Annotated in this window: 20 protein-coding genes; 10 read left to right on the forward strand and 10 right to left on the reverse strand. The window is 71.9% G+C overall.

Translation table 11 applies throughout. From position 1 onward, the window contains the following. Positions 1-105: 105 nt before the first annotated feature. Both HKK72_RS12210 and HKK72_RS12215 read right to left on the reverse strand, forming a co-directional pair. Entirely contained in the window at positions 106-1,044 is a 939-nt protein-coding gene (locus tag HKK72_RS12210; protein WP_187234465.1) for an NUDIX hydrolase, read from the reverse strand. 46 nt (positions 1,045-1,090) lie between these two features. Continuing rightward, positions 1,091-3,157, reverse strand: coding sequence for an RNA degradosome polyphosphate kinase (locus HKK72_RS12215; RefSeq protein ID WP_222720613.1), 2,067 nt, complete (start codon positions 3,155-3,157; stop codon positions 1,091-1,093). Positions 3,158-3,253: 96 nt separating this feature from the next. On the opposite strand from HKK72_RS12215, the gene HKK72_RS12220 reads away from it, so the two are divergent. Genes HKK72_RS12220 through HKK72_RS12235 form a run of 4 tightly spaced genes read left to right on the forward strand, consistent with a single transcriptional unit; the run spans position 3,254 to position 6,564 of the window. After that, positions 3,254-4,171 carry a biotin--[acetyl-CoA-carboxylase] ligase gene (locus tag HKK72_RS12220; protein WP_315987202.1) on the forward strand — a complete coding sequence of 306 codons (918 nt, stop codon included), beginning with the start codon at positions 3,254-3,256 and terminating at the stop codon, positions 4,169-4,171. 54 nt (positions 4,172-4,225) lie between these two features. Then, positions 4,226-4,732: a PH domain-containing protein gene (locus HKK72_RS12225; protein WP_187234433.1), complete on the forward strand. Its 507-nt coding sequence runs from the start codon at positions 4,226-4,228 to the stop codon at positions 4,730-4,732. Between the two features lie 27 nt (positions 4,733-4,759). Then, entirely contained in the window at positions 4,760-5,758 is a 999-nt protein-coding gene (locus tag HKK72_RS12230) for an adenylate/guanylate cyclase domain-containing protein (protein ID WP_187234434.1), read from the forward strand. A gap of 26 nt (positions 5,759-5,784) precedes the next feature. Then, entirely contained in the window at positions 5,785-6,564 is a 780-nt protein-coding gene (locus HKK72_RS12235) for an enoyl-CoA hydratase/isomerase family protein (protein WP_187234435.1), read from the forward strand. A 92-nt stretch (positions 6,565-6,656) separates the two neighbouring features. Here HKK72_RS12235 and HKK72_RS12240 read toward each other — a convergent pair whose 3' ends face one another. After that, a complete protein-coding gene (locus tag HKK72_RS12240) occupies positions 6,657-9,332 on the reverse strand; it encodes a phosphoenolpyruvate carboxylase (RefSeq protein ID WP_187234466.1) in 2,676 nt (891 codons plus the stop codon). Positions 9,333-9,485: 153 nt separating this feature from the next. On the opposite strand from HKK72_RS12240, the gene HKK72_RS12245 reads away from it, so the two are divergent. The 6 genes from HKK72_RS12245 to HKK72_RS12270 all read left to right on the forward strand — a co-directional run bounded on the left by HKK72_RS12245 (position 9,486) and on the right by HKK72_RS12270 (position 16,024). Further along, positions 9,486-11,078: an acyl-CoA carboxylase subunit beta gene (locus HKK72_RS12245; RefSeq protein ID WP_187234436.1), complete on the forward strand. Its 1,593-nt coding sequence runs from the start codon at positions 9,486-9,488 to the stop codon at positions 11,076-11,078. A 24-nt stretch (positions 11,079-11,102) separates the two neighbouring features. Next, positions 11,103-11,324 carry an acyl-CoA carboxylase subunit epsilon gene (locus HKK72_RS12250; RefSeq protein WP_187234437.1) on the forward strand — a complete coding sequence of 74 codons (222 nt, stop codon included), beginning with the start codon at positions 11,103-11,105 and terminating at the stop codon, positions 11,322-11,324. Between the two features lie 96 nt (positions 11,325-11,420). After that, a complete protein-coding gene (locus HKK72_RS12255) occupies positions 11,421-12,425 on the forward strand; it encodes an NYN domain-containing protein (RefSeq protein WP_187234438.1) in 1,005 nt (334 codons plus the stop codon). Positions 12,426-12,625: 200 nt separating this feature from the next. Continuing rightward, positions 12,626-14,104, forward strand: a complete 1,479-nt coding sequence (locus HKK72_RS12260) for a DNA-3-methyladenine glycosylase 2 family protein (RefSeq protein ID WP_315987203.1) — start codon at positions 12,626-12,628, stop codon at positions 14,102-14,104. A gap of 78 nt (positions 14,105-14,182) precedes the next feature. Further along, complete coding sequence (locus HKK72_RS12265) at positions 14,183-14,689, forward strand: methylated-DNA--[protein]-cysteine S-methyltransferase (protein ID WP_187234440.1); 507 nt, start codon at positions 14,183-14,185, stop codon at positions 14,687-14,689. Positions 14,690-14,785: 96 nt separating this feature from the next. Then, on the forward strand, positions 14,786-16,024 hold the full coding sequence (locus HKK72_RS12270; protein ID WP_187234441.1) for a YncE family protein: 1,239 nt from the start codon (positions 14,786-14,788) through the stop codon (positions 16,022-16,024). Between the two features lie 57 nt (positions 16,025-16,081). On the opposite strand, the gene HKK72_RS12275 is transcribed toward HKK72_RS12270, so the two are convergent. The 7 genes from HKK72_RS12275 to HKK72_RS12305 all read right to left on the reverse strand — a co-directional run bounded on the left by HKK72_RS12275 (position 16,082) and on the right by HKK72_RS12305 (position 22,758). Then, on the reverse strand, positions 16,082-18,967 hold the full coding sequence (locus HKK72_RS12275) for a BTAD domain-containing putative transcriptional regulator (RefSeq protein WP_315987204.1): 2,886 nt from the start codon (positions 18,965-18,967) through the stop codon (positions 16,082-16,084). A gap of 279 nt (positions 18,968-19,246) precedes the next feature. Continuing rightward, positions 19,247-19,636 (reverse strand): pilus assembly protein TadG-related protein, encoded by a 390-nt coding sequence (locus tag HKK72_RS12280; RefSeq protein ID WP_187234443.1) that lies wholly within the window; start codon positions 19,634-19,636, stop codon positions 19,247-19,249. A 95-nt stretch (positions 19,637-19,731) separates the two neighbouring features. Then, positions 19,732-20,154, reverse strand: coding sequence for a pilus assembly protein (locus HKK72_RS12285; RefSeq protein WP_315987205.1), 423 nt, complete (start codon positions 20,152-20,154; stop codon positions 19,732-19,734). Then, the gene (locus HKK72_RS12290; protein WP_187234444.1) at positions 20,151-20,618 is read right to left on the reverse strand and encodes a TadE/TadG family type IV pilus assembly protein; all 468 of its coding nucleotides are present in this window, start codon (positions 20,616-20,618) and stop codon (positions 20,151-20,153) included. The genes HKK72_RS12285 and HKK72_RS12290 overlap by 4 nt, the downstream gene beginning before the upstream one ends. 4 nt (positions 20,619-20,622) lie before the next feature. Then, complete coding sequence (locus tag HKK72_RS12295) at positions 20,623-20,835, reverse strand: Flp family type IVb pilin (RefSeq protein ID WP_187234445.1); 213 nt, start codon at positions 20,833-20,835, stop codon at positions 20,623-20,625. Positions 20,836-20,872: 37 nt separating this feature from the next. Beyond that, on the reverse strand, positions 20,873-21,790 hold the full coding sequence (locus HKK72_RS12300; protein WP_315987206.1) for a type II secretion system F family protein: 918 nt from the start codon (positions 21,788-21,790) through the stop codon (positions 20,873-20,875). Beyond that, positions 21,787-22,758 carry a type II secretion system F family protein gene (locus HKK72_RS12305; RefSeq protein WP_187234446.1) on the reverse strand — a complete coding sequence of 324 codons (972 nt, stop codon included), beginning with the start codon at positions 22,756-22,758 and terminating at the stop codon, positions 21,787-21,789. The genes HKK72_RS12300 and HKK72_RS12305 overlap by 4 nt, the downstream gene beginning before the upstream one ends. Positions 22,759-22,793 lie beyond the last annotated feature (35 nt).

Genomic DNA, 22,793 nt, shown 5'->3' on the forward strand with positions numbered 1-22,793 from the left:
AGGGATGACCTTAGGAGCGCCGTGCGGACGTCCTGGGCACCATTTGTGGTGAACTTGTGAAGATCGGTGCGATCCAGGGTGCTCCGGGCGCCATCGCGTCCGGGCTCAGCGGCCAGGGGCATGCCGTTCGACGGCGGCCAGCCCGGTCACCGCACCCGCGGCTCCGGTGGTCAGGTGCACGACGCAGAAGTCGCCCTTGCGCAGCGACGGCGGCTTCGTCGACCCGTCCGCCGGTCGCCGGTCGTACGCCGCGCAGAGTTCGCTGAACAGAGCGGGCGCGATCTCGCCGTGCGTGCACACGACGGCGCGGACCGGCTCAGCGGCGAGCTCGGCGATGCGGGCCCTGGCCTGGTCGAGATCGGACTCGTCGATGGTGAAGGCCAGATCGGTCGTCACACTGGTCCGTTCGAGCAGCGCGTACGGGAGGAGCGTGTCCACGCACCGGGCGGTCGCTGAGCTGAGCGATCTGACCGGCTCGTAGGCGAAGAGCAGGTGGGCCAGCTCGCGCGCGTCCGCCCGGCCCTGGGCGTCGAGGGGACGCAGCGCGTCGAGGTCGGCCCAGTCGCCGCGTGCGCCCGCCGACGCGTGCCGGAGAACGATGAACGCGCTGGTGAGGAGCGGCCCGGCGGTGAAGGCGTGCAGCAGTTCCACATCGCGCTGGTAGCTCAGCCACCGCTCCGCCTCGGTCGGCACGAGCCACTCCAGCCGGTCGACCTCGTCACCGGGGACGAACTCGTCCTCCTGACCGCGGCCCGGCCCGACCTGGCCGTCGCGTGCCGTCGCGGCCCAGTAGTCGACGCGCTTGGGCCGGCCGTCGGCCACGTAGGACTGCGACGGGAGCGGGCGGCCCAGCCGGGGGGTGATCCCCGTCTCCTCCATCACCTCGCGCACGACGGCGCGGAGCACATGCTCACCCTTGTCGAGCTTGCCCTTCGGAAAGGTCCAGTCGTCGTACTTCGGCCGATGGATGAGCGCGACCTCCGCGCCCGCGGCACCTTCGCGCCAAAGCACGGCCCCCGCGGCCCGGATCAGATCCCCGGCGATCGTCGGCTCCCCGAAAGCAGACGTCCCATACGGCCGGCGGGCCCGTTCACCTGCGGCTCTCCATCAGATAACCCTGGATGTCCAGAAGCCTCGCGTCGTCGTCGCCCGCGTGCCGGGTCCAGCTCCCGTCACCGTCCAGCCACCAGCTGCTGGTGCCCTCGTCCATCGCCCGGTCGAGGAGTTCGATCAGGTGGTCGCGGTGCCGGCGGTCCTTGACCCGCACCAGCGCCTCCACGCGGCGATCCAGGTTGCGGTGCATGAGGTCGGCGCTGCCGAGCCACGCCTCCGGGTCACCGCCGCAGTCGAAGACGAAGACCCGGGAGTGCTCCAGGAACCGGCCGAGGATGCTCCGGACCCGGATCGTCTCCGAGAGGCCGGGCACACCGGGCCGCAGGGCGCAGATCCCGCGGACCCAGATGTCGATGGGCACGCCCGCCTGCGAGGCCCGGTACAACGCGTCGATGATCACCTCGTCGACCAGCGAGTTGCACTTGAAGCGGATATGGGCGGGCCGGCCGGCCCGGTGGTGCTCGGCCTCCCGCTCGATCCGCAGCACCAGGCCCGAGCGCAACGTGTTCGGTGCGACCAGCAGCTGCCGGTACGGGATCTGCCTGGAGTGACCGGTGAGGTGGTTGAACAGGTCCGTGACGTCCTCGGCGACCTCGGGGTCGGCGGTCAGCAGCCCGAAGTCCTCGTAGACGCGGGCGGTCTTGGGGTGGTAATTGCCGGTGCCGATGTGGCAGTAGCGCCGAAGACTCCCGTCGCTCTCCTGCCGCACGACCAGCGCCAGCTTGCAGTGCGTCTTGAGGCCGACCAAGCCGTACACGACATGGCAACCGGCGTGCTCGAGCTTGCGCGCCCACGTGATGTTGGCCTGCTCGTCGAAGCGCGCCTTGAGCTCCACCACGACGACCACCTGCTTGCCCTGCTCCGCCGCGCCGATGAGCGCGTCCACGATCGGCGAGTCGCCGCTCGTGCGGTACAGCGTCTGCTTGATCGCGAGCACCTGGGGGTCGTTCGCCGCCACCTCGATGAGCCGCTGCACGCTCGTGGTGAACGAGTCGTACGGGTGGTGCACGAGAACGTCGCGCTCGTCGATCGCCGAGAGCATGTCGGCGTCCCGGGGCAGCGCGGTCTTCGACGTCACGAAGGGCGGGTACTTCAGCTCGGGCCGATCGTGGTCGGCGATCGCGCTCATGGCCGCCAGATCGAGCGGGCCCGGCACCCGGTAGACCTCGCGCTCCCCGATGTCGAGCCCGGCCATCAGGAAGTCGAGCACCTCGGGCGAGATCGAGTCCTCGACCTCCAGGCGCACCACCGGCCCGAACCTGCGGCGCAGCAGCTCGCGCTCGAGCGCCTGCAGCAGGTCCTCGGTGATGTCCTCGTCCACCTCCAGGTCCTCGTTGCGCGTGACCCTGAAGGCGTGGCACTCCACGATCTCCATGCCGGTGAACAGCTCCGACAGCTGCGCCGCGATCACGTCTTCGAGCGGCGTGAACTGCCCGGGCGACGCCTCGATGAACCGCGGAAGCGACGGCGGCACCTTCACCCGGGCGAACAGCCGCTCCTCCGTGCTCGGATCGGCCACGATCACCGCGAGGTTGAGGGAGAGCCCGGAGATGTACGGGAACGGATGCGCGGAGTCGACCGCGAGCGGGGTCAGCACCGGGAACATCCGGTCGTGGAACATCCGCCGCAGGGTCTCCTGCTCGCGCTCGGCGAGATCGTCCCACCGGAGTACGTCGATGCCCTGTTTGGCCAGCTCCGGGCAGAGCTGGTCCTGGTAGCAGGCCGCGTGTTCGAGCATCAGCTTGTGCGCGAGCTGGGTCGTGCTCTCCAGCACCTCCCGGGGCTGGCGGCCGCTGGCGGCCTGGACCGCGATGCCGGCGGCCATGCGCCGGGTCAGGCCGGCGACCCGGACCATGAAGAACTCGTCGAGGTTGCTGGCGAAGATCGAGAGGAAGCGGACGCGTTCGAGCAGCGGCAGGGTCTGATCCTGGGCGAGTTGCAGCACCCGCTCGTTGAACCTCAGCCAGCTCTCTTCGCGATCGAGGAATCGGTTGTCGGGGAGCACATCCTGGGCCGGCGCGGCGTGTCCGGGATCGGTACCCATATCCCAATGATCCCTGATAAAGGTGAACATCGGTACAACAAGCCCCCGCGGATACCGCCCGCCGTCCCGCGTCCGGGAATGAGATTGGATGAGGGGGTGAGCACATCGCCGTACGGGGACCTGACCAGGCCGCCACTGAGTGAGAAGGCCCTGCGCCGCGTGCTGGTGCGGCCGGAGTCGCTGTGGCACGACGTCCGGGTGGTGCCCGAGACCGGGTCGACCAACGCCGACCTCGCGCGGGCGGCCATGGAGGGGGCGGCCGAGGGCACCGTCATGATCGCGGAGGCGCAGACGGCCGGCCGAGGGCGGCTGGGCCGGCAGTGGGCGGCACCGCCGCGGTCGGCGCTGACCTTCTCGGTGCTCCTGCGTCCCTCCGTGCCCATCACGCACCAGGGGTGGGTGCCCCTGCTGACCGGGGTGGCGGTCGCGGCGGCCGTCCGCAGGATGACCGCGCGGGCCAAGGCGGGCGACTTCGGCGAGGCGACCGGCGAGCAGTCCGTGGACGCCCGGCTGAAGTGGCCCAACGACGTCATGGTCGGCGAACGCAAACTGGCCGGGATCCTGGCCGAGCGGGCCGATCACGGGATCGTCGTCGGGGTGGGCTTGAACGTGAGCCTGCGGGCCGATGAGCTGCCCGTGCGCACGGCGACCTCTCTGACCCTCGAGAACGCCGCGTTCTCGGACCGGGAGCCGCTGCTCCGCGCGATCCTGCGCGAGCTGGAGACCTGGTACACCGCCTGGCAGGCCGTCGGCGGAGACGCGGACGCGGACGGCCCCGGCGGCTATCCGGACGTGACCGGCCTTCCCGCCGGCCGGCTCGGCGGCCTGCGCGGGACCTATCGCTCGCTCTGCGCCACCCTGGGCCGCGACGTGCACGTCGATCTGCCCGCCGACGAAGCGGTCGACGGTACGGCCGACGACATCGACGCGATGGGGCGCCTGCTGGTCCGGACCGCCGAGGGTGAACACGCGCTCAGCGCCGGTGACGTCGTGCACGTACGGCCCGGCACCTGAAGGGTTTGCCAGGTCGATCACCTACGCGGCGCTATTTCTGCCACGATATGCGTTATGGGTCTACCTGAGCAGCCATCGGCCGGGGAACGGGTCATCCTCAGTGACCACCCGCACTGGACGACGCTGATCCAAACGATCATCCTGCTGATCCTCACCGTGGCCGCGGCCGTCGCCGCGATCCTGTTCCTGCCCGACTCGGATGTGCAGGCTCAGGTGCGTCTGGGCATCGTGGCCGTTGCCCTGATCATCGCGATCGTCGTCTCGGTGGTGCCGTTCCTGCGCTGGTTCGCCACCCGCTACGAACTGACCGAGCAGGGGCTGGTGATCCGCGAGGGCATCCTGTCCCGCTCGGTGCGGACCATCCCCATCGGCCGGGTCAACGACGCGTCGCACTCCCAGCGGTTGATCGAGCGGATGCTCGGCAAGGGCACGTTGATCGTCGAGTCCGGTGGCGAACGCGGCCGGCTCGTGCTCAAGAACGTCCCCGACGTCGACAACTGGCATCAGCAGATCTACCGGCTCATCGACGACATGGCCGACGGGGTCAGGGACGGCCGGTAGCCGCACCGGTCGGTCGAAGGGGTGGACATGTCTGCTCAGGGCCCGGACCCCAGACAGATCGAGGAGCTCCTGCTCGGCGGAGAGCTCCGGTACACGCGCGTCGACGTCCAGCGGATCACCGGAGTGTCGGGCGAGTTCACGCACCGGCTGTGGCGGGCCTTCGGCTATCCCCACATGGCCGATGACACGGTCGCGTTCACCGAACGGGACGTCGCCGCCCTCTACCGGATCCAGCGGCTGATGCAGGACGACGTCCTCGACGACGAGGACGTGATCCGGATGGTCCGGGCCGTCGGACAGACGATGACCAAGCTGGCCGAATGGCAGGTCGACGTCCTCACCAGCAAGATCGCGGGCGATCCCGCCGAACCGCCCACCGTGGAGTCGGTCGAGCAGATCATCGGGCTGGCCGAGAAGCACATCGCGGACTTCGAGCCGCTGATCGTGCACGCGTGGCGCCGGCAGCTCGCGGCCGCCGGGACCCGTGCCATGGCCATGGCGGCCAACGAGAGGGACGTGATCCCGGCCCGCACCCAGGCCACCATCGGGTTCGCCGACATGGTGTCGTTCACCCAGATGAGCCGCGAGCTCGGCGAGATGGAGCTGGCCCGGGTGGTGGAAAGATTCGAGGAGACCGCCTCCGACGTCGTCGCCGCGAACGGCGGCCGGCTGGTGAAGAGCCTCGGCGACGAGGTGCTGTTCAGCGCCGACGAACCCGAGCTCGGCGCCGAGATCGCCCTGTCCATCGCCGAGACGATCAAGGATGAGACCGAGGTCCCCGACGTCCGGGTGGGGGTCGCGTACGGCCCCGTGCTGCCGCTCATGGGCGACGTCTTCGGCACCACCGTCAACCTGGCCGCGAGACTGACCTCGATCGCCCGCCCCGGCGCGGTGGTGATCGACGACGGGCTCGCCGCCGAGCTCGAGCACTCCCCGGCCTTCGAGATCACCCGTATCGTCCGCCGCCCCGCCCGCGGCCTCGGCATCATCCAGCCGTACGTGCTGAGGCGCCGCGTCAGGTACTGATCACGCCCGCGTCTAGAGTGCTCCTCATGAACGAGGGTGTGAGCCTGCATCGGTTCGATCACGTCGCCGAGATAGTGCTGGACCGTCCTGAGGCGCTCAACGCCCTCTCCACCGCGATGGCCCGGCGGCTGACGGCGGTGTGCGCCGAGGTCGCCGAGGACCCTCAGGTGCGGGCCGTCGTGCTCAGCGCCGCCGGTGACAAGGCCTTCTGCGTCGGCGCGGACCTCAAGGAGCGGGCCGGCATGACCGACACCGAGCTGCTGGGCCAGCGTGAGATCTTCCGCGCCGCCTTCGGCGCCGTGCTCGGCCTGCCCCAGCCGGTCGTGGCGGCCGTGCACGGTTTCGCCCTCGGCGGCGGCTGTGAGTTCGCGCTGTCATGCGATCTGATCGTGGCGGACGAGTCCGCGGTGTTCGGCCTGCCCGAGGTCAGCGTGGGGCTGGTCCCCGGCGGTGGCGGCACCCAGCTGGCCGTACGCCGCCTGGGCCCCGGCCGCGCGGCCGATCTGGTGCTGACCGGACGGCGGCTCGGCATCGACGAGGCGGTGGGCTACGGCCTGGTCGATCGCAAGGTGCCGGCCGGCAACGTCCGCGAAGAGGCCTTCACGGTCGCGGCGCTGATGGCCAAGAACTCTCCGGTCGCCGTGCGCGCCGCCAAGCGCGCCATGCGCAACGGAGCGGACGCCGCAATGACCGCCGCCCTCGACATCGAGGACGCCGCGTGGCGCACCGTCGCCTTCTCGGCCGACCGCAGGGAGGGCATCGCCGCCTTCAACGAGAAGCGCACGCCCCGCTGGCCCGGCCACTGAGCCTCGACCCTGTGGCCCCGGCGGGTAGGCGTCCTCGACGGTCTCCCGGACGGCCGGCCGGTCGGCGTGCGCGGCCGGCCGGGCCTCTGCCGTCACCCGGTGTTCTGGAGGCCGGCGGCGACGCCGTTGACGGTGAGCAGCAACAGCTCTTCCAACCTGTCCCGCTCGGCGTCGTCGGCGACGCCCTCGCGCAGCGCGCCCAGCGCGCGCAGCTGCAGGTGGGACAGCGCGTCGACATAGGGGTTGCGGAGCTCCACCGCGCGGGAGAGCACCCGGCGGTTCTCGAGCAGTCGCTGATGGCCCGTCACCGCCAGGACCAGGGAGCGCGTCCGGTCGTACTCGGCCAGCACGGTCTCGGTCAGCGCCGGCCGGCCGCCGAGGTCGAGGTAGCGGGCGGCGATGTCCCTGTCGGTCTTGGCCAGGCTCATCTCGGCGTTGTCGAGCAGCGCGGCGAACAGCGGCCATGACCTGTACGCCTCGCGAAGCGTGTCGAGGCCCTCCTCGGCGGCGGCCTCGAGTCCGCTTCCCAGGCCGTACCAGCCGGGCAGGTTGACGCGGGTCTGGGTCCACGCGAACACCCACGGGATGGCGCGCAGATCGTCGAGCGAGGTCGAGGCGCTGCGCCTGGCGGGCCGCGACCCGATCCGCAACTGGGAGATCTCGCCCAGCGGGCTGACCCGCGCGAACCACTCAGGGAAGCCGTCGTCCTCGACCAGGGCCCGGTAGGCGCGCTGTGCCGCGGCGCCCATCCGGTCGGCCAGCCCGCGGAAGCGGGCGGCGGCGGCGCGGGCGCGGTCCTCGACCGCGGGGGTCGAGGCGAGCAGGACCGCGTTGGTGACCTGCTCGATATGGCGCCGCGCGATCGCCAGATGCCCGTACCGGGCGAAGATGACCTCGCCCTGCTCGGTGACCTTGAAGCGGCCCGCCACCGAGCCCGGCGCCTGCGCCAGGATCGCGCGGTTCGCGGGACCGCCGCCGCGGCCGAGCGAGCCGCCCCGGCCGTGGAAGAGGGTCAGGGTCACGTCGCGCCGCTGCGCCCAGGCGGCGAGCGCCTCCTGGGTCTCGTACAGCCGGAGGGTGGCGCTGGTCGGCCCTAGCTGCTTCGCCGAGTCGGAGTAGCCCAGCATGATCTCCATGCGGCGTCCGGTCTGGGCCAGCCGGGCCTGCACCGCCGGCTGCTCGATCATCCCTTCGAGCACCGAGGGCGCCCGCTCGAGGTCCTCACCGGTCTCGAACAGCGGCACCACGTCGAGGATCGGCCCGCCGGCCGCGCCTCCGGCGGCGGCCGCGAGCTCGTACACGGCCGCGACGTCCTCGGCCGAACGGGTGAAGGACACGACGTAGCGCTTGCACGCCTCGACCCCGAACCGCTCCTGGATCCAGGAGACGACCCGCAGGGTGTCGAGGACCTCCTCGGTCTGCTCGGACAGAGCCCCTCCGGCGCGTACCTCGGCCAGGGCCTTCTCGTGCACCGCGGAGTGCTGGCGGATCTCCAGTTCGGCGAGGTGGAACCCGAAGGTCTCGACCTGCCAGATCAGATGCTGCAGCTCACCGTAGGCCTGCCGGGCCGACCCCGCGGCGGCGAGCGAGTCCTGCACCAGGCGCAGCTCGGCGAGCAGCTCGTCCGGTGAGTCATAGGCGAGGTCGGCGTCACGGGTGCGGGTGGCGCCGATCCGTTCAGCGGCGTACAGCAGCAGCTGCCGGTGCGGCTCACCCGGAGAGCGCTTGACGATCTCGGCGATGCGCTTCGGCTGTGCGGCCCGGGCCGCCGCCAGCGCGGCGGTGAGCTCCGGCGACGCGGGGGTCGTGGAGACGTGCGCGGTGAGCTCGCGGCCGATCCGCACGCACGCGGTCTCCAGCGCGCGCAGTACGTGGTCGGCCTGGATCATGATGGCCTCACGGGTCACCTGCGCGGTGACGTGCGGGTTGCCGTCGCGGTCGCCGCCGATCCAGCTGCCGAACCGCAGGTAGGCCGGGGCGCGCGGCGGGCGTTCGCCGACCCCTTCGGGGTCGAGCGCGGTGTCCATCACCCGGTAGACCGCGGGCACGACGCGGAAGATCGTCTCGTCGAAGGCCGCCATCGCCGTGCGCACCTCGTCGAGCGGGTCCATCTGCGTGTGCCGGCGCAGCGCGGTGCGCCAGAGCAGATCGATCTCCTCGAGCAGCCGCCGCCGGACGTCCTGGTGTTCGCTCTCGCCGAGCCGTACGTCGTTCAGATCGTTCAGCAGGCCGCTGATCCGCATGATCGCGGTGACCACCGCCCGGCGGCGGGCCTCGGTCGGGTGCGCCGTGAACACCGGGCGCAGCTCCAGCTCGCGAAGCGTCTCATCGAGCCGATCCGGGCCGCCCGCGCGGATCTCGGCCAGCGCGGCGGCCACCGAACCGCTCACCGGCTCGCCCGGCTCCTCGCCGGTGACCGGGCGGGGGGCGGCCGTGTCGCGCTCGCGCAGCGTGCGGATCCGGTGGTGCTCCTCGGCCAGATTGGTCAGGTGGAAGTAGACCGTGAACGCCCGTGCGACGAGTTCGGCCCGTTCCAGGGTCCATCCGGCGACGATCGCGGCGACCTCGTCGCCGGTGGACTCGTCGCCGGTGGACTCGTCACCCGCCGCTTCGCCGGAGCCGCCGCCCTCGTGGGTGCGCCGGGCGGCGATCACGGAGTGCCGCAGCCTCTCGACGTCGTCGAGCAGACCTTGCCCGCCGTACTCGACGAGGACCTGGCCTAGCAGAGAGCCGAGCAGGCGGACGTCGCGCCGTAGCGGCTCGGGCATCTCCTGCCGTGCCGAATTGCGTTCGGTCTGCCCTGTCCGGGCGCCGTCGCGGATATTGGTAGCCACCCGCTCAGCGTAGTCAGCGGAGCCGCCCCGCTGGTGTGCCCGGCCCGGGCAAATGTGGCCGGGCCAGGCCTGGCTAGGCTGTTCCACATGGCGACGGAAGCTCCAGAACCCACCGGCGACATCGACATCCACACGACCGCGGGAAGGATCGCCGACCTTGAACGGCGACGCTACGAGGCCGTGCACGCCGGGTCGGGGCGAGCGGTGGAAAAGCAGCACGCCAAGGGCAAGATGACCGCACGGGAACGGATCGACGCGCTGCTCGACCCGGGCTCGTTCGTCGAGTTCGACCAGCTCGCCCGGCACCGGTCCACCAGCTTCGGCATGGAGCGCAACCGCCCGTACGGCGACGGCGTCGTGACCGGCCACGGCACGGTGGACGGCCGGCCGGTCGCGGTGTTCAGCCAGGACTTCACCGTCTCGGGCGGATCGCTCGGCGAGGTCTTCGGCGAGAAGATCTGCAAGGTCATGGACCACGCGCTGAAGACCGGCTGCCCGGTGATCGGCATCAACGACTCCGGCGGGGCGCGGATCCAGGAGGGCGTGGTCGCGCTCGGGCTCTACGCCGAGATCTTCAAACGCAACGTGCACGCCTCGGGCGTGATCCCGCAGATCTCCCTGATCCTCGGGCCGTGCGCGGGCGGCGCGGTCTACTCCCCCGCGATCACCGACTTCGTGGTGATGGCGGACCAGACCTCCCACATGTTCATCACCGGCCCCGATGTGATCAAGACGGTGACCGGCGAAGAGGTGACGTTCGAGGACCTCGGCGGCGCCCACGCGCACAACACCAGGTCAGGGGTGGCGCACTACCAGGCGTCCGATGAGAAGGACGCGATCGAGTACGCCAAGGAGCTGCTGTCGTACCTGCCGTCGAACAACCTCGCCGAGGCCCCGGCCTACCCGGCGGTGGTGGACCTCGAGGCGCTGGACGAGGCCCTGGACACGCTGATCCCAGACTCGCCGAACCAGCCCTACGACATGCACACCGTGGTCGAGCACGTGCTGGACGACGGTGAGTTCCTCGAGGTGCACCCGCTGTTCGCGCCGAACATCATCTGCGGCTTCGGCCGGGTAGAGGGACACTCGGTCGGCATCGTCGCCAACCAGCCGATGCAGTTCGCCGGCACGCTCGACATCGACGCCTCCGAAAAGGCCGCACGTTTCGTACGGACTTGTGATGCGTTTAATATTCCAGTTCTGACATTTGTGGATGTGCCGGGATTTCTTCCCGGTACCGATCAAGAATGGAACGGCATCATCCGGCGGGGCGCGAAGTTGTTGTACGCCTATGCCGAAGCGACCGTCCCACTGGTCACAGTGATCACTCGAAAGGCGTACGGCGGGGCGTACGACGTCATGGGCTCCAAGCACCTCGGCGCCGACATCAACCTGGCCTGGCCGACCGCGCAGATAGCCGTGATGGGCGCGCAGGGCGCGGTGAACATCCTCTACCGGCGCGAACTGGCCGCCGCGGACGATCCGGGTACCCGCCGCGCCGAGCTGATCACCGAGTACGAGGACACGCTGGCCAATCCGTACATCGCCGCTGAACGGGGATATGTCGACGGGGTCATCAAGCCGTCGGAGACCCGGGCACAGGTCGTCAAGGCACTTCGCGCACTGCGGGAGAAGCGCAGGACGCTGCCTCCGAAGAAGCACGGGAACATCCCGCTGTGACCCGGGCTGCGACAGGGAGAGGCCATGGCTGACCAGCCGTTCCTGCAGATCGTGCGCGGTGAGCCGACCGCCGAGGAGATCGCCGCCCTCGTCGCGGTGCTCAGCGCGCGCGCCGAGATGGCTGCCCGCGCCGCAGCCGGGCCCGCGACGCGCCGTGGATCCTGGTGGGCGGACCGATCCCGGCTGGTCCAGCGGCCGCCGGCACCCGGCCCGGGAGCCTGGCGCGCAAGCGCATTCCCCCGTTAACCGTCGCGACGGTTAGCGACTCGGCTGTTTCATGGGGAAGCGGGTAACGGTGGTTCGTGCCCGTAAAGGCTCCGGCATGAATAAGCTAGAAAGCCCATGACTACCTCGGAGCTAGTTCCCCAGCCCGCCCGCTATGCCGTCTTCGTGGACGCGGGCTATCTCTACGCGGCCTCCGGGGCGCTGCTGCTCGACGCGACTTCCCGGCGTGAATACCGGGTCGCCGCCGAGAAGCTGATCCGGGCACTGACCAGTCACGCGGCGGAGAAAATGCGCGGCGAGTTGCTGCGGGTGTACTGGTTCGACGCCGCCCCCAAGCGGCAGCCGACCGTGGACCAGCGCGTCATCGCCAACCTGCCGCTGGTCAAACTGCGGCTCGGCAACCTCAACGCACAGGGCCAGCAGAAGGGCGTCGACGCCCAGTTGCGTGCCGATCTCGAGGCGCTCGCCCGGCACCGCGCGATCACCGACGCGGTGCTGCTGGCCGGGGACGAGGACATGCTGCCGGCGGTAGAGGCGGCGCAGCGCTACGGCGTCCGCGTCCACCTGTGGGGCGTCGAGCCGACGCACGGCTCCAACCAGGCCGAGTGGCTGGTGTGGGAGTCCGACACCGTCGAGGTGCTGCCGTCGGACTTCCTGCGCCCGTACTTCAGCAAGGCCGGCGTCATCGCCGTGCCCGCCGGCGAACAGCCGCCCGACACGGCCGCGCCCCGAGCCGCCAGTCCGGTGCCGAAGCCCTCGCAGGTCTTCGCGGGCCGTGCGCCGTCGCCCGCCGCGATCGCCCGCCCGGTCCCGGCCGCGATCAAGCCCACCGCCCAGCACGCTTCGACCGACGGCAAGCTCGGCCCCGAGCGTTCCCAGATGCTGGAGATCGGCGAACACGTCGCCCAGAAGTGGGTGTTCGAACGGGGCCGCGACAACATCCGTGATCTGCTCCCTGGGCCCATCCTGCCGCCGGTCATCGACAAAGAGCTGCTGATCGAGGCCGAAAAGGAGCTCGGCCGGTCGCTGCGCCCCTACCAGGAGGCCCGCACGTGGCTGCGGGACGGCTTCTGGGAACGCGTCTACCGAGAGTTCGGCATCGGCATCGGCAAGTCCGGCTGAGTGGTCCGGTTCCAAGCGGCCCTGCGAGCGGGCGCGCGGCGTCTGGACTGAGGAGCGAGCGTGAGGAACGAGCGCTCGGGAGCGACGAGGGAAGACGCCGCGTTAAGGCGCCCGCGAGCCGCCGAGCGGAGCGAGGCCATAAGAACGGCGGCGTCCGATTCCCGCCAGCATGTGGTCGCTGCCTGGGGTTGAATCGGAACGTGCTCAACTTCGACTCCTGCTACCGGGCGGTGACCTCCCGGGACGCCCGCTTCGACGGCCGGTTCTTCACCGCCGTGACCTCGACCGGCATCTACTGCCGGCCGATCTGCCCGGCCCGCACGCCCGCACGGCGGAACGTACGGTTCTTCGCCGCCGCGGCGGCGGCGGAGGGCGCCGGTTTCCGGCCGTGCAAGCGCTGCCGGCCCGAGGCCAGCCCCGGATCACCCGACTGGGATGTACGGGGCGACCTGATCGGCCGGGCCCTGCGGCTCATCGACGACGGTGTGGTCGACGACTTCGGCGTGCGCGGGCTGGCCCGGCGGCTCGCGGTCACCGAGCGGCACCTGCATCGGCTGTTCGTCGCGGAACTCGGCGTGCCGCCGCTGGCGGTGGCCCGCAACCGCCGGCTGCGGCTCGCCCGGCGGCTGCTCGCCGAAACCCACATGCCGGTGACCGACGTGGCCTTCGCCAGCGGGTTCGGCAGCGTACGGCAGTTCAACGCGAGCATGCGCGAGACCTATGGCCAGGCCCCGTCGGAGCTGCGCGGTGTCGGCCGCGGGTTCGGCCGGCCGGCCACCTTGGAGCTGCGCTTGGCGGTCCGGCGGCCGTACGACTCCGGATCGCTGCTGGCCTATCTCGCGGCGCGGGCCATCCCGGGGGTCGAGAAGGTGACGGCGGACCGCTACGTCCGGACCATCGCCACCGCGACCGGCGCGGCCCCGGCCGGCGCCTCTGACGCCGGTTCGGGCACCGAGACCGAGGTGGGGACGATCGAGCTGATCCCGCGGGACGACCACGTTCTGCTGCGGGCCGGCGCGCCGAGCCCGCGCGGGGTCGCGTCGCTGGTGGCACGGTGCCGGCGGATGTTCGACCTCGACGCCGATCCCTGGGCGGTCGATGACGCGCTCGCCGCCGACCCGCTACTGGCTCCACTCGTCTCGGCGCGGCCGGGGCTGCGGGTTCCGGGCGCCTTCGACGGCTTCGAGCTCGCGGTCCGCGCGGTGCTCGGCCAGCAGGTCTCGGTCGCCGGGGCGAGCACCCTCACCGGCCGGGTCGTGGCCCGCTGCGGCACCAGCCGTACGCCCGGGTCCGCGGGCACCGGGCCGAGCTACCTGTTCCCGACAGCGGCCCGGCTCGCGGACGCGGATCTGAGCCGGCTCGGGCTGACCGGGGGCCGCCAGCGGACCCTCCGGGCGCTCGCGGCGGCCGTGGCGGCGGAGGAGATCGACCTGAACGGCGGAGCGGAGCCGGGCGAGACGGCCGACCGGCTGATGGCGCTCCCCGGAATCGGGCCGTGGACGGTGAGCTACATCGCCATGCGTGCGCTCGGGGACCCTGACGCCTTTCCCGCCACCGACCTCGGGCTCCGCCGGGCCTTCGACGCCCTCGGCGCCTCCGAGCCGGCGCTCGCGCAGCGGGCGGAGCGCTGGCGTCCCTGGCGGGCCTACGCCGCCATGCATCTCTGGACCTCGCACTGAACGACTCGCACTGAACCCGACTCCCGCCGAACCCGACTCCCGCTGAACCCGACTCTCATGAACGAGAGGAATCCTCCGATGATCCATGCCACCGTGCTTCGGACGCCGATCGGGCCGCTGGCGATGCTCGAACACGAGTCCGCGCTCATCGGCGCGGGCTTCACCGCCGACCCGCGAGAACTGCACGCCCGCCTGCACCCATCGCTGCGGACACTGGAACTCGTGGACGCCCCCGACCTCGGCGAGATCAGCAAGGCGCACGAGGCGTACTTCGGCGGCGATCTCGACGCGCTGGACGCTCTCACCGTCCACGCGCCGGGTCCGCCGGTACGGGAGCGGCTGTGGGCGGCACTGCGCGACGTACGGTCCGATGAGACCGTGACCTACGGCGAGCTCGCGGTGCGGGCCGGACTCACCCGTGGCGCGCGGGCGGCCGGTCAGGCGTGCGCGCAGAACCTCATCGCCCCGGTGATCCCCTGCCATCGCGTGGTGGCTTCGACCGGAACCGGGACCAGGCGGTTGAACGGCTACTACTACGGCCTGGACCGTAAGGAATGGCTGCTTCGGCACGAAACGGCCGGCTGACCCGCCCAGGGCCCGGCAGGCCGCCCATAGCAGCCCGACACACACCTTTTGTGATTGACCCGACACCATGAGTTGCGAAGTCGGTACAGTCCCCGCGTGGTACGGCTGCGAAATCGGCGACGACTGCGTGTGGCCCTGACGGGGACCTGCGCGGGCCTGGTCGCCTTGTCGGGCTGCCGATCCCCCGTCCCCTTCTACGCCGACGACCAGCGGCCCGACGCGCCCGTGTTCGGGCTGGGCGGCCCGATGCCGTACATCGACCCGGACGCCCGAGCGGCCGCCGTGCCGGATCTCCCGGGCGGCCGGTCCGCCGGCCGGACGGACGCCTCACGGACGCTCGGCCGGGCGGCTCCGGTCTACGCCTGGACCCGGCCGGGCATGCTGAGCCCGGTGGTCCGGGAGGTGCCCGCGCGGATCTGGGTCCCGAACGCGGCGCGCCGCGCGGTCGAACTCGTCGACCCGCGGACGTTCCAGGTGGTGCACCGCCTGCGCCTGGGCATCGCGCCGCGGCAGATCGTGCCGTCCTGGGACCTGAAGACCCTCTGGGTCGGCGACGGCGCGGGCGGCACGCTGGTGCCCGTGGACGCGCGCACCGGCCGCCGCGGGCGGGCCGTGGCGGTGACCTCGCCGCACGACCTCTATTTCACCCCGGACGGGGGCACCGCACTGGTCATGACCGGCCGGCTGCGGCGGATCGACTTCCGCGACCCGCGGACGATGCGGTTGCGGCATTCTCTGCCGGTGCCGTGCGATGGTGCGAGGCACGCCGACTTCTCCGCCGCCGGCGACTTCCTGATCGTGACCTGCGCGCGTTCGGGCGGGCTGGTGCGGATCGATCCGAAGCGGGGCACAGTGACCGGCGTGCTCCCGCTGCATCGGCGGGCCGCCCCCGAGGACGTACGGCTGTCGCCGGACGGCACCGTCTTCTATGTGTCCGACCCGGTGGCCCAGGGCGTCTGGGTGATCGACGCCGAGCGGTTCGGCAAGCTCGGCTTCATCCGCACCGGGCCCGGTGCGGGCGCGCTCACCCCGAGCCGGGACGGTTCGATCCTGTACGTCTCCGGCAGCGTCGCCGTCTCGCTGATCGACTTCACCGCCCGCCGGGTGGTTGGCCGCTGGCGCCTGCCGCTCGGCGGCTCGGCCGGGCCCGGTGGGGTGTCGGCGGACGGGAAGGTGCTGTGGCTGCCCGGCCGCTCCCCCGGCCTCGTGTACGCGATCCCCACCAGTACCGGCCGGCCGATCCGGGTGATCAGGGCGGGCGGGGGTTCACCAAACCTGTGCGTCTATCCCCAGCCGGGCCGATTCTCGCTCGGCCACACCGGCAACCTCCGCTGAGCCACCACCACCGCCGCCGGCGGCGCGGCGGCGGGGCGGCGGCGGGGCGGGAGCATCTCAGATGGAGACGCGGCGATACTGCGGCACGAATTCGTCGATCATGGCCTCGGTTTCGGGCTGCATGTGGCCGAGCATCGCGTCGCGCTCGGCCTGCCTGCGCAGTTCCTCGGCCACGACCCGCACCTGCGCCTGGTCGCCGGTCGCGTGCGTGGCCCGCAGCAGATCACGCCACAGCCCCTCGTCGCCGGGTGCGAGCCGCAGGCCGGCCCGGGCGGCGGCGATCGCGCCCCGCGCGTCACCGTCGTCGAGCCGGAGCACCACGAGCCGGTGGGCGACGTCGACGACCCGCCCGCCGGCCTCGTACTCGAGATCGTCGGCGGCCAGCCACGCGTAGCGTCCGCGCGGCCGGTCGGCGAGCAGCGGCCCGCGCACCAGGTCGAGCGCGTACGACATGTACGCCGTCTCCGACGCGGGCTCGGCCGCCGACCGCCAGATCAGCCAGCGCAGCACGCTCCAGTCGACCCGCACCTCGGAGCCGAGCCTGATCCGCCCGCCGTCGTCGTAGTAGAGGTTGGGCCGGCCGCGCGAGTCGCGCCCGAGCCAGTCGGACACCCGGGCGATCGTGGCGTCGCGGACGCCCGCGGTGACGCCGCGCGGCCAGACGGCGCCGCTCAGCACCGTCGGGTGCACGCCGCCGGGGTGGGTCGCCAGGTAGACGAGCACCTCCGTGCACAGGGCCCGCCGCGTCTGCTCCATCGGTCCGGGCGCGTCGACCTCGATCGGCCCGAGCAGCCGTACGTCGACCACGGGCTGCTGCTCCGCGGGGACCACACCGGCCGTGGGCTCGCCGGCGGGTTCCGGCAGTGCGACGCCGTCGAGCCGGCCGGCGGTGCGGAACAGTTCGACGACCGCCCGGTAGTGATGCCCGGGGACCATCTGCGCCTCGACGTCGAACCCGAGCACGCCCGCCTGCATCCGGCCGACCTGGTCGACCTCCCAGGTCCATGTCGCGCCCTGGACGTCGCCGGGCACGATGTAGCCGGCCGCCATCCGCTGACCGGTCCTCGCCAGTGCGACCAGCCGGTCGGCCTCCTCGGTCGTGGGCTGGTCCGCCATGATCAGGTAGTGCGGCATCCAGGCCTCGCCGAACACGCCGCGGCAGCGGCCGGTGAGCACCGAGTCGGCGCCGGACGCGGCAAGGGCCTGCCGCACCTCCTCGGCCCGGGCCTCCAGTTCGGGCAGCGCCTCGGCCAGTGAGCCGACCGCCCGGATGCGATCCGGCGCGATGTGCGAGAGCTCCTCGCCGAATCCGACGAGCGTGATGCGCATGTGGTCGGACCAGCGGTTGGTGGCCAGCTCGATGGCGACCGCCGCGAGCACCGCCCGCCGCACCTCCTCGGGGCCCCGCAGGACGATGAGTCCGTGCGCGGCCTCGAGGTCGACCATGATGCGGCCGTTGTCGTTGGTGCCGATCGAGATCAGCCCCGGGTACGGCGCCAGCACGTCGCGCAGGCCGTCCGGCTCGAGCGCCAGATCACCGATCCGGTCGCGGTGCAGCCGCCACACCTGGCCGCTGTCGTGCGCCTCCCACGGCTCGGGCGGGTTGCGGTCGGCCGGCGCGATCCAGAGGTCGAGACTGTCGGAGCCGAGGTGCACCCCGTAGACGGTCGGGGGGGTGCGGCCGTCGGCGGCCAGCGCCTTGGACATCTGCCGCAGTCCGAGATCGAGCAGCCTGGTGGCCTCGGTGTCGGCGCCGAGCCGCAGCGCCTGCTCGGCCACGGCCGCGTCGCCCTCCGGACGCAGGATCATCTGGCCGAACGCGCGATGCCACATCTGCTCGCGCCGTCGTCGCCCGAGCGCGGCGAGGAGCCCCGCGGCGAGCAGAGACGCCACCGCGAGGCCCTGCGGCCAGCCGAAGTCGTACGCGTGCGCGGCCGGGGCCGCCTCGTGCGGTTCCTGCTGCTCCGCGCCGCTCGTGCCGGCGTCGTCGCGGACGGTCTGCTCGCCGGCCTGCTCACCGGCGGGCTCGGACGCGGCGGGCCGGTGCTCGCCCGCGCCCTGCTCCGGCTGCCGGTCCGCGGCGCCGGCGCGCGGCGCCGGAACCGCCGCATGGGCGCCGCCGGAAGCGGACTGGTCCGCGCCGGCGGGAGGGGCCTGCGGAAGCGGCTCGGCGAGATCCTGCCGATCGGGCTTGGCCTTGCCGTGCGTGGAGTAGTCGTCGAGGTCGTGCGCCGGTACGACCTGGGCGCCCACCGCGTCGTCGGGCATGACCAGCACCCAGCCTGGCCGGATCAGGCTGGCGATGGTCAACCGGGTGCCGTCGGGCTGCTGGCGCCCCTTGTTGAGCTCGTAGATCTCCGGATAGCGGCGGCCGTCGCCGAGGCACTTGTCGGCGATCTCCCAGAGGCTCTCGTGGTGGCGGCCGTGCGGTGGCTGCACCCGGTAGATCTTCTTGGCCTTCGCCTTGTGCACCGGCGGGCTCTGGACGCTCTCGGCGAGCTCGGGCGCGGAGACCTCCGCCGGAGTCGCCGGGATCCGCTGGAGCTGCTGTGACTGGGTCTGGACCGGCCGGGCGGGGTGCAGGTCACGGCTAGCGAACGCGGGCATGATCGCCGTCGTGGCGGTGAAGAGCAGCAGCGCCGTGACGACGAGCCGGTGTACGAGCGACTGGGTCCCGCCGGCCAGCGGCACGCGAGCCGGCACGCCGACCCCCCGCACGCCCGCGTAGACCTCGACCAGCACGCAGATCGACAGCTGCAGCCAGGCCAGCCACACCAGGGACACCAGGATGGTGATGAGCGAGCTCGGCCCGAGCCGCTGGGTCAGGTCGTCGACCGTGGGCAGGTGGTCGGGTACGGGCGAACCGAAGAACGTGAGAAGGGCGAACGGGACCCCGGCGACGAGCGCGGCCAGCGCCGCCACGGCGGCGAGGCCCTGGAGCACATCACCCGGGCTCCGCCTGCCCCGAACCCTCACTGCCTGCCGCGACGCGCCCATTGGCTTCAGATCCCTGTCTGCGGATGGCGAATGCCATCGAACGTCATGGTACGACCGTCGCCACTCTGGCAGGCGGAGCCGTACAAGTCACGCCGAGAACAGTCCTCGCACATCTTCACGCTCCCGTCCGACGAATGGCTGGGGTCGGTGGTGGACGCCATTACGGTGCCGGGCCCGGCCCGCACTTCCACCCACAGATCAAGTTCCTGCTTCGGTTCCCAAAGATCAAGTTCCTGTTTCCGGAGTCGCCGTGGCGAATGAGGTGATTTCCATGTCGGAGAAACCCGGCATGATTGACAGCAGTTGCAATTTCACCGTGATCGTCACCTGTACCCACGCCGTTTGCGGATCCTGCAGACGGCACTCCATCCCGCCGCCCGACACCTCGGGGTACTTCGCCACCAGCCGACGCGCTCTCGCGCAGGCGCTGGCGGCATCCGCGATCCGCAGTTCACCGCTGCTCCGCAGCAGGCCGACGTCGATCTCGTCGGCGGCGGCCCGCGCGGCCTGCTCGGCGATGTCGGCGGCGCGCTGCCGCGCGTGGATGGCGAGGCCGCCGTCGACCAGGAGCCCGGCCAGCATGATGACGAACAGCGCGAAGATCACGGTGAACATCGAGACGGTTCCCCGATCGCGGCCGGGTCGCGCGGCCGGTGCCGCGACCAGGTTCCTGGCCGGTCCCGCGATCGGCCCCCCCGTCCGTCCCGCGATCATCCGGTCCTCCGGTAGGTGTCGAGAGGAACCGTGGCGGTGCCGGTCATCGTCTTCGAGCCCGGCAGCCCGATGAGCGACATCCCGCCCAGGTCGACGTCGCACGTCACCGTCACGGTCACCTGACCGCCGGGTGCCCATTCGGACAGGTCCGGGCCCACCCTCGGACCGCCCTGGCACCAGTCGCGGGTCTTGAGCGTCTCCTTGCTCGCCCGGTCGGCGAAGGCGGCGGCATCGCCCTGGGTACGGCCGACCGAGGCGGCCCTGGCTCCGTCCCTGGCGGCTCCGTCGATCTGGCTCTGGGCCTCCACCATCCGGCCGACCCCGACCATGAGCATCATGAACGCGATGAGCACGGGCGTCAGCAGCGCCAGCTCCAGTGCCATCGACCCCCGGGCGGAGCCCCCGGCGGCGCGCGTCACGGCCCGTCACCGCACCGGGTGGCGCTGCCGACGTCGGGCCGGAAGCACTCGATCGGGCCACCGGACCGCTGGTGCACGCGGAAGGTGAAGAACGGGATCACCTGTACGGCCTCGCCGCTCACCTCGACCCAGCGCTCATTGCCGTCACCGCCCGCCTCGGCCTTGGTATTGGCCAGCAGCCGCGATCCGAACTGCTGGACCTGTGACCGTGCCTTCTGCTCCGACCGCCCCTTCCAGTCCCCGGTGACCTCGCTGCGGGCGACCCTGGCGCCGCCCTGCGCCGCGGCGAGGGCCACGTGCCGGGCGTGGTAGACCATCGCGAACTGCACCACCATCAGCATCACCAGCAGAAGGATCGGGGTCAGCAGCGCGAGTTCGAGCGACGTCGCCCCCCGGTCAGGGGCGCCCGCGCCACCACCGGCCCGTGCTCGAGCCGGTGGCGGGTGGTCGGCGGGACGGCCCATGGCGCTATTTGGTCTTGATGTTCGACGCGGCCTCGTCGACCTTGTTCTTGATGGTCACGCCGATGCCGATCGCGATGAGAGCGAGGATGCCGGTGATGATCGCCCACTCGATGGCGGACGCACCCCGGCTGCGGTCGGTGTCGGCGCGCACCTGGTGCAGGCGGTGCCCGAGCAGGGCCCGCAGGTAGACGATCGCCGGGTCGGTCAGGGGATTCATATGGGGCGCTCCTCGGCGTCTTCTGTTCGGGTTCCGGTCATGCGGCAAGCACCCGCATCACCGCCGGAAAGGCGAGGAAGACCAGAAAGCCGGTGCACAGCAGCAGCTGGGCGACCAGCATGGACTGCGACCGCTCGCCGGCCTTGCCCTCCACCTCCGAGAGCTGGCGGCTGCGCATCGAGGCGGCCCGGGCCGACAGTGACTGCCGTACCTTCGCGCCGTCGTCGGCGACCAGCCCCAGCGCCGCGGACAGGTCGCGCAGCTCGACGACATCGATCTCGTCGCCGAGGTTGCCGAGTGCCTGCCACGGAGTCTGCCCGGTGATGCGGGCGTTGGCCAGGGCGTCCCGGATCCGCCCGATCGCCCAGCCCTCGCCCACCTGCGACGCGGTCATGAGGGCCTCGGGCACGCCGCGACCGCCGGCCAGGTTCATCGCGACCAGGTCGAGGAACGCGCCGACCACGTACCGGAAGTCCCGCCGGCGCTGCGCCGCATCTTGCCGGAGCTGCAGGTCGGGCAGGAAGAAGAACACCGCCGCGAACAGCACGCCCAGCCAGAGCGGGACGGCCAGCGAGGCCCCCATGCCGAGCAGCGCGAAGTAACCGACCAGCACGGGGATGAAGACCAGCGCGGCGGCCGGCAGCAGGAACTTGGTCGCGAGGAAGCCTTCGAAGGACTTCTCCACGATGGCCAGATCGGCGCGTACGGACCGCTGTTCCCAGCCGCGCTCGTCGTAGAACCTGGCCAGTCTGCGGCCGAGCTGCGAGCGCAGGCCGCCGACCTTCTCCCGGGTCGGGGACGTGCGCCGGGCCCGGGCGTCCTCGTCCCGGCGGCGGGCGGCCGCGTCGAAGGCGGCGAGGCTGGCGGCCAGCCCGGGACGCGGCGGGAACAGCGCCCGCAGCAGCAGGTAGAGGCCGATGCCGCAGGCGGCCCCGGCCAGCATCGGAGCGTTCACGACGGACCACCTCCCGCGTCCATGGCGTGCCGTCCCCGTAGCCGTCCTCCGTCGCCCCGCCCGCCCTGCCACCCGGCCACGGTGGCCGGGACCTCGGTCGGGACCCCGGGCTGCGTGCCCGGCCGGCCGAGGAAGCGCTGCGGCATGTCGTAGCGGGAGAGCCGGCGCAGCCAGACGAACCCGAGCCCGAACAGGGCGACGACGCCGGCGAGCACGAACTGTCCGAGGAACCCGTCGTACACCTCCACGTACGACCGGTTGAAGACGGCCAGCAACAGTGCGGTGCCGACCGACACCCCGACGACGATCTGGACGCTGCGGCGGGTCGTGCGCCGGTTGGCCTCGACCCGGCGGCGCATGTCGAGCTCGGCCCGCGCCGAGGCCGACAGGGCGGTGAGCATGTCCCGCAGCCCCGGGCCGCGCAGCCGGGAGTTGAGGATCAGCGCGCCGACGACCAGGTCGGCCGAGGGGTCGTCGAGGTCGTCGGCGAACCGGCGCAGCGCGTCGCCCATCGGCATCCGGGTGTGCATACGGTCGACGAGGATCCGCAGATGCGGCTGCAGCACCGGTGCCGCCGCCCGCAGCGACGACGGGATCGCCTGCTCCAGGCCGACCGCGCCGGCGATGGTGTCGCGCAGTGACTCGGTCCAGGCGGCGAGGGCCTCCAGCCGGGCCATCGCCCGGCGCTCCTCGGCGGCGCCGCCGGCGATGCCGTTCCAGCCGAAGGCGAGCAGTCCGGTGCCGATCGCGGCGACCGGCCAGCGCGTCGCGACGAGCGCGGCGGCTCCGGCACCGATGCCGATAGAGCCGCGGGTCGTCAGGGTGCGCAGGATCTCCTCGCGGCTGCGGCCCCGGCCGGCCCGGCCCGGGCGGACGGGCAGCCCGCGCACGGCGGCGACCAGCAGCACCAGTCCGCCGCCGACCAGCCCGCCGGCCAGCACGGCGTACAGCACGTCGGGCGTCAGCATCCGCGGCCACCTCCGCACCTGAGACCTGCACACCT

Origin of the sequence: Actinomadura sp. HBU206391, from assembly GCF_014323665.1 — a bacterium.
GTDB lineage: Bacteria > Actinomycetota > Actinomycetes > Streptosporangiales > Streptosporangiaceae > Actinomadura_C.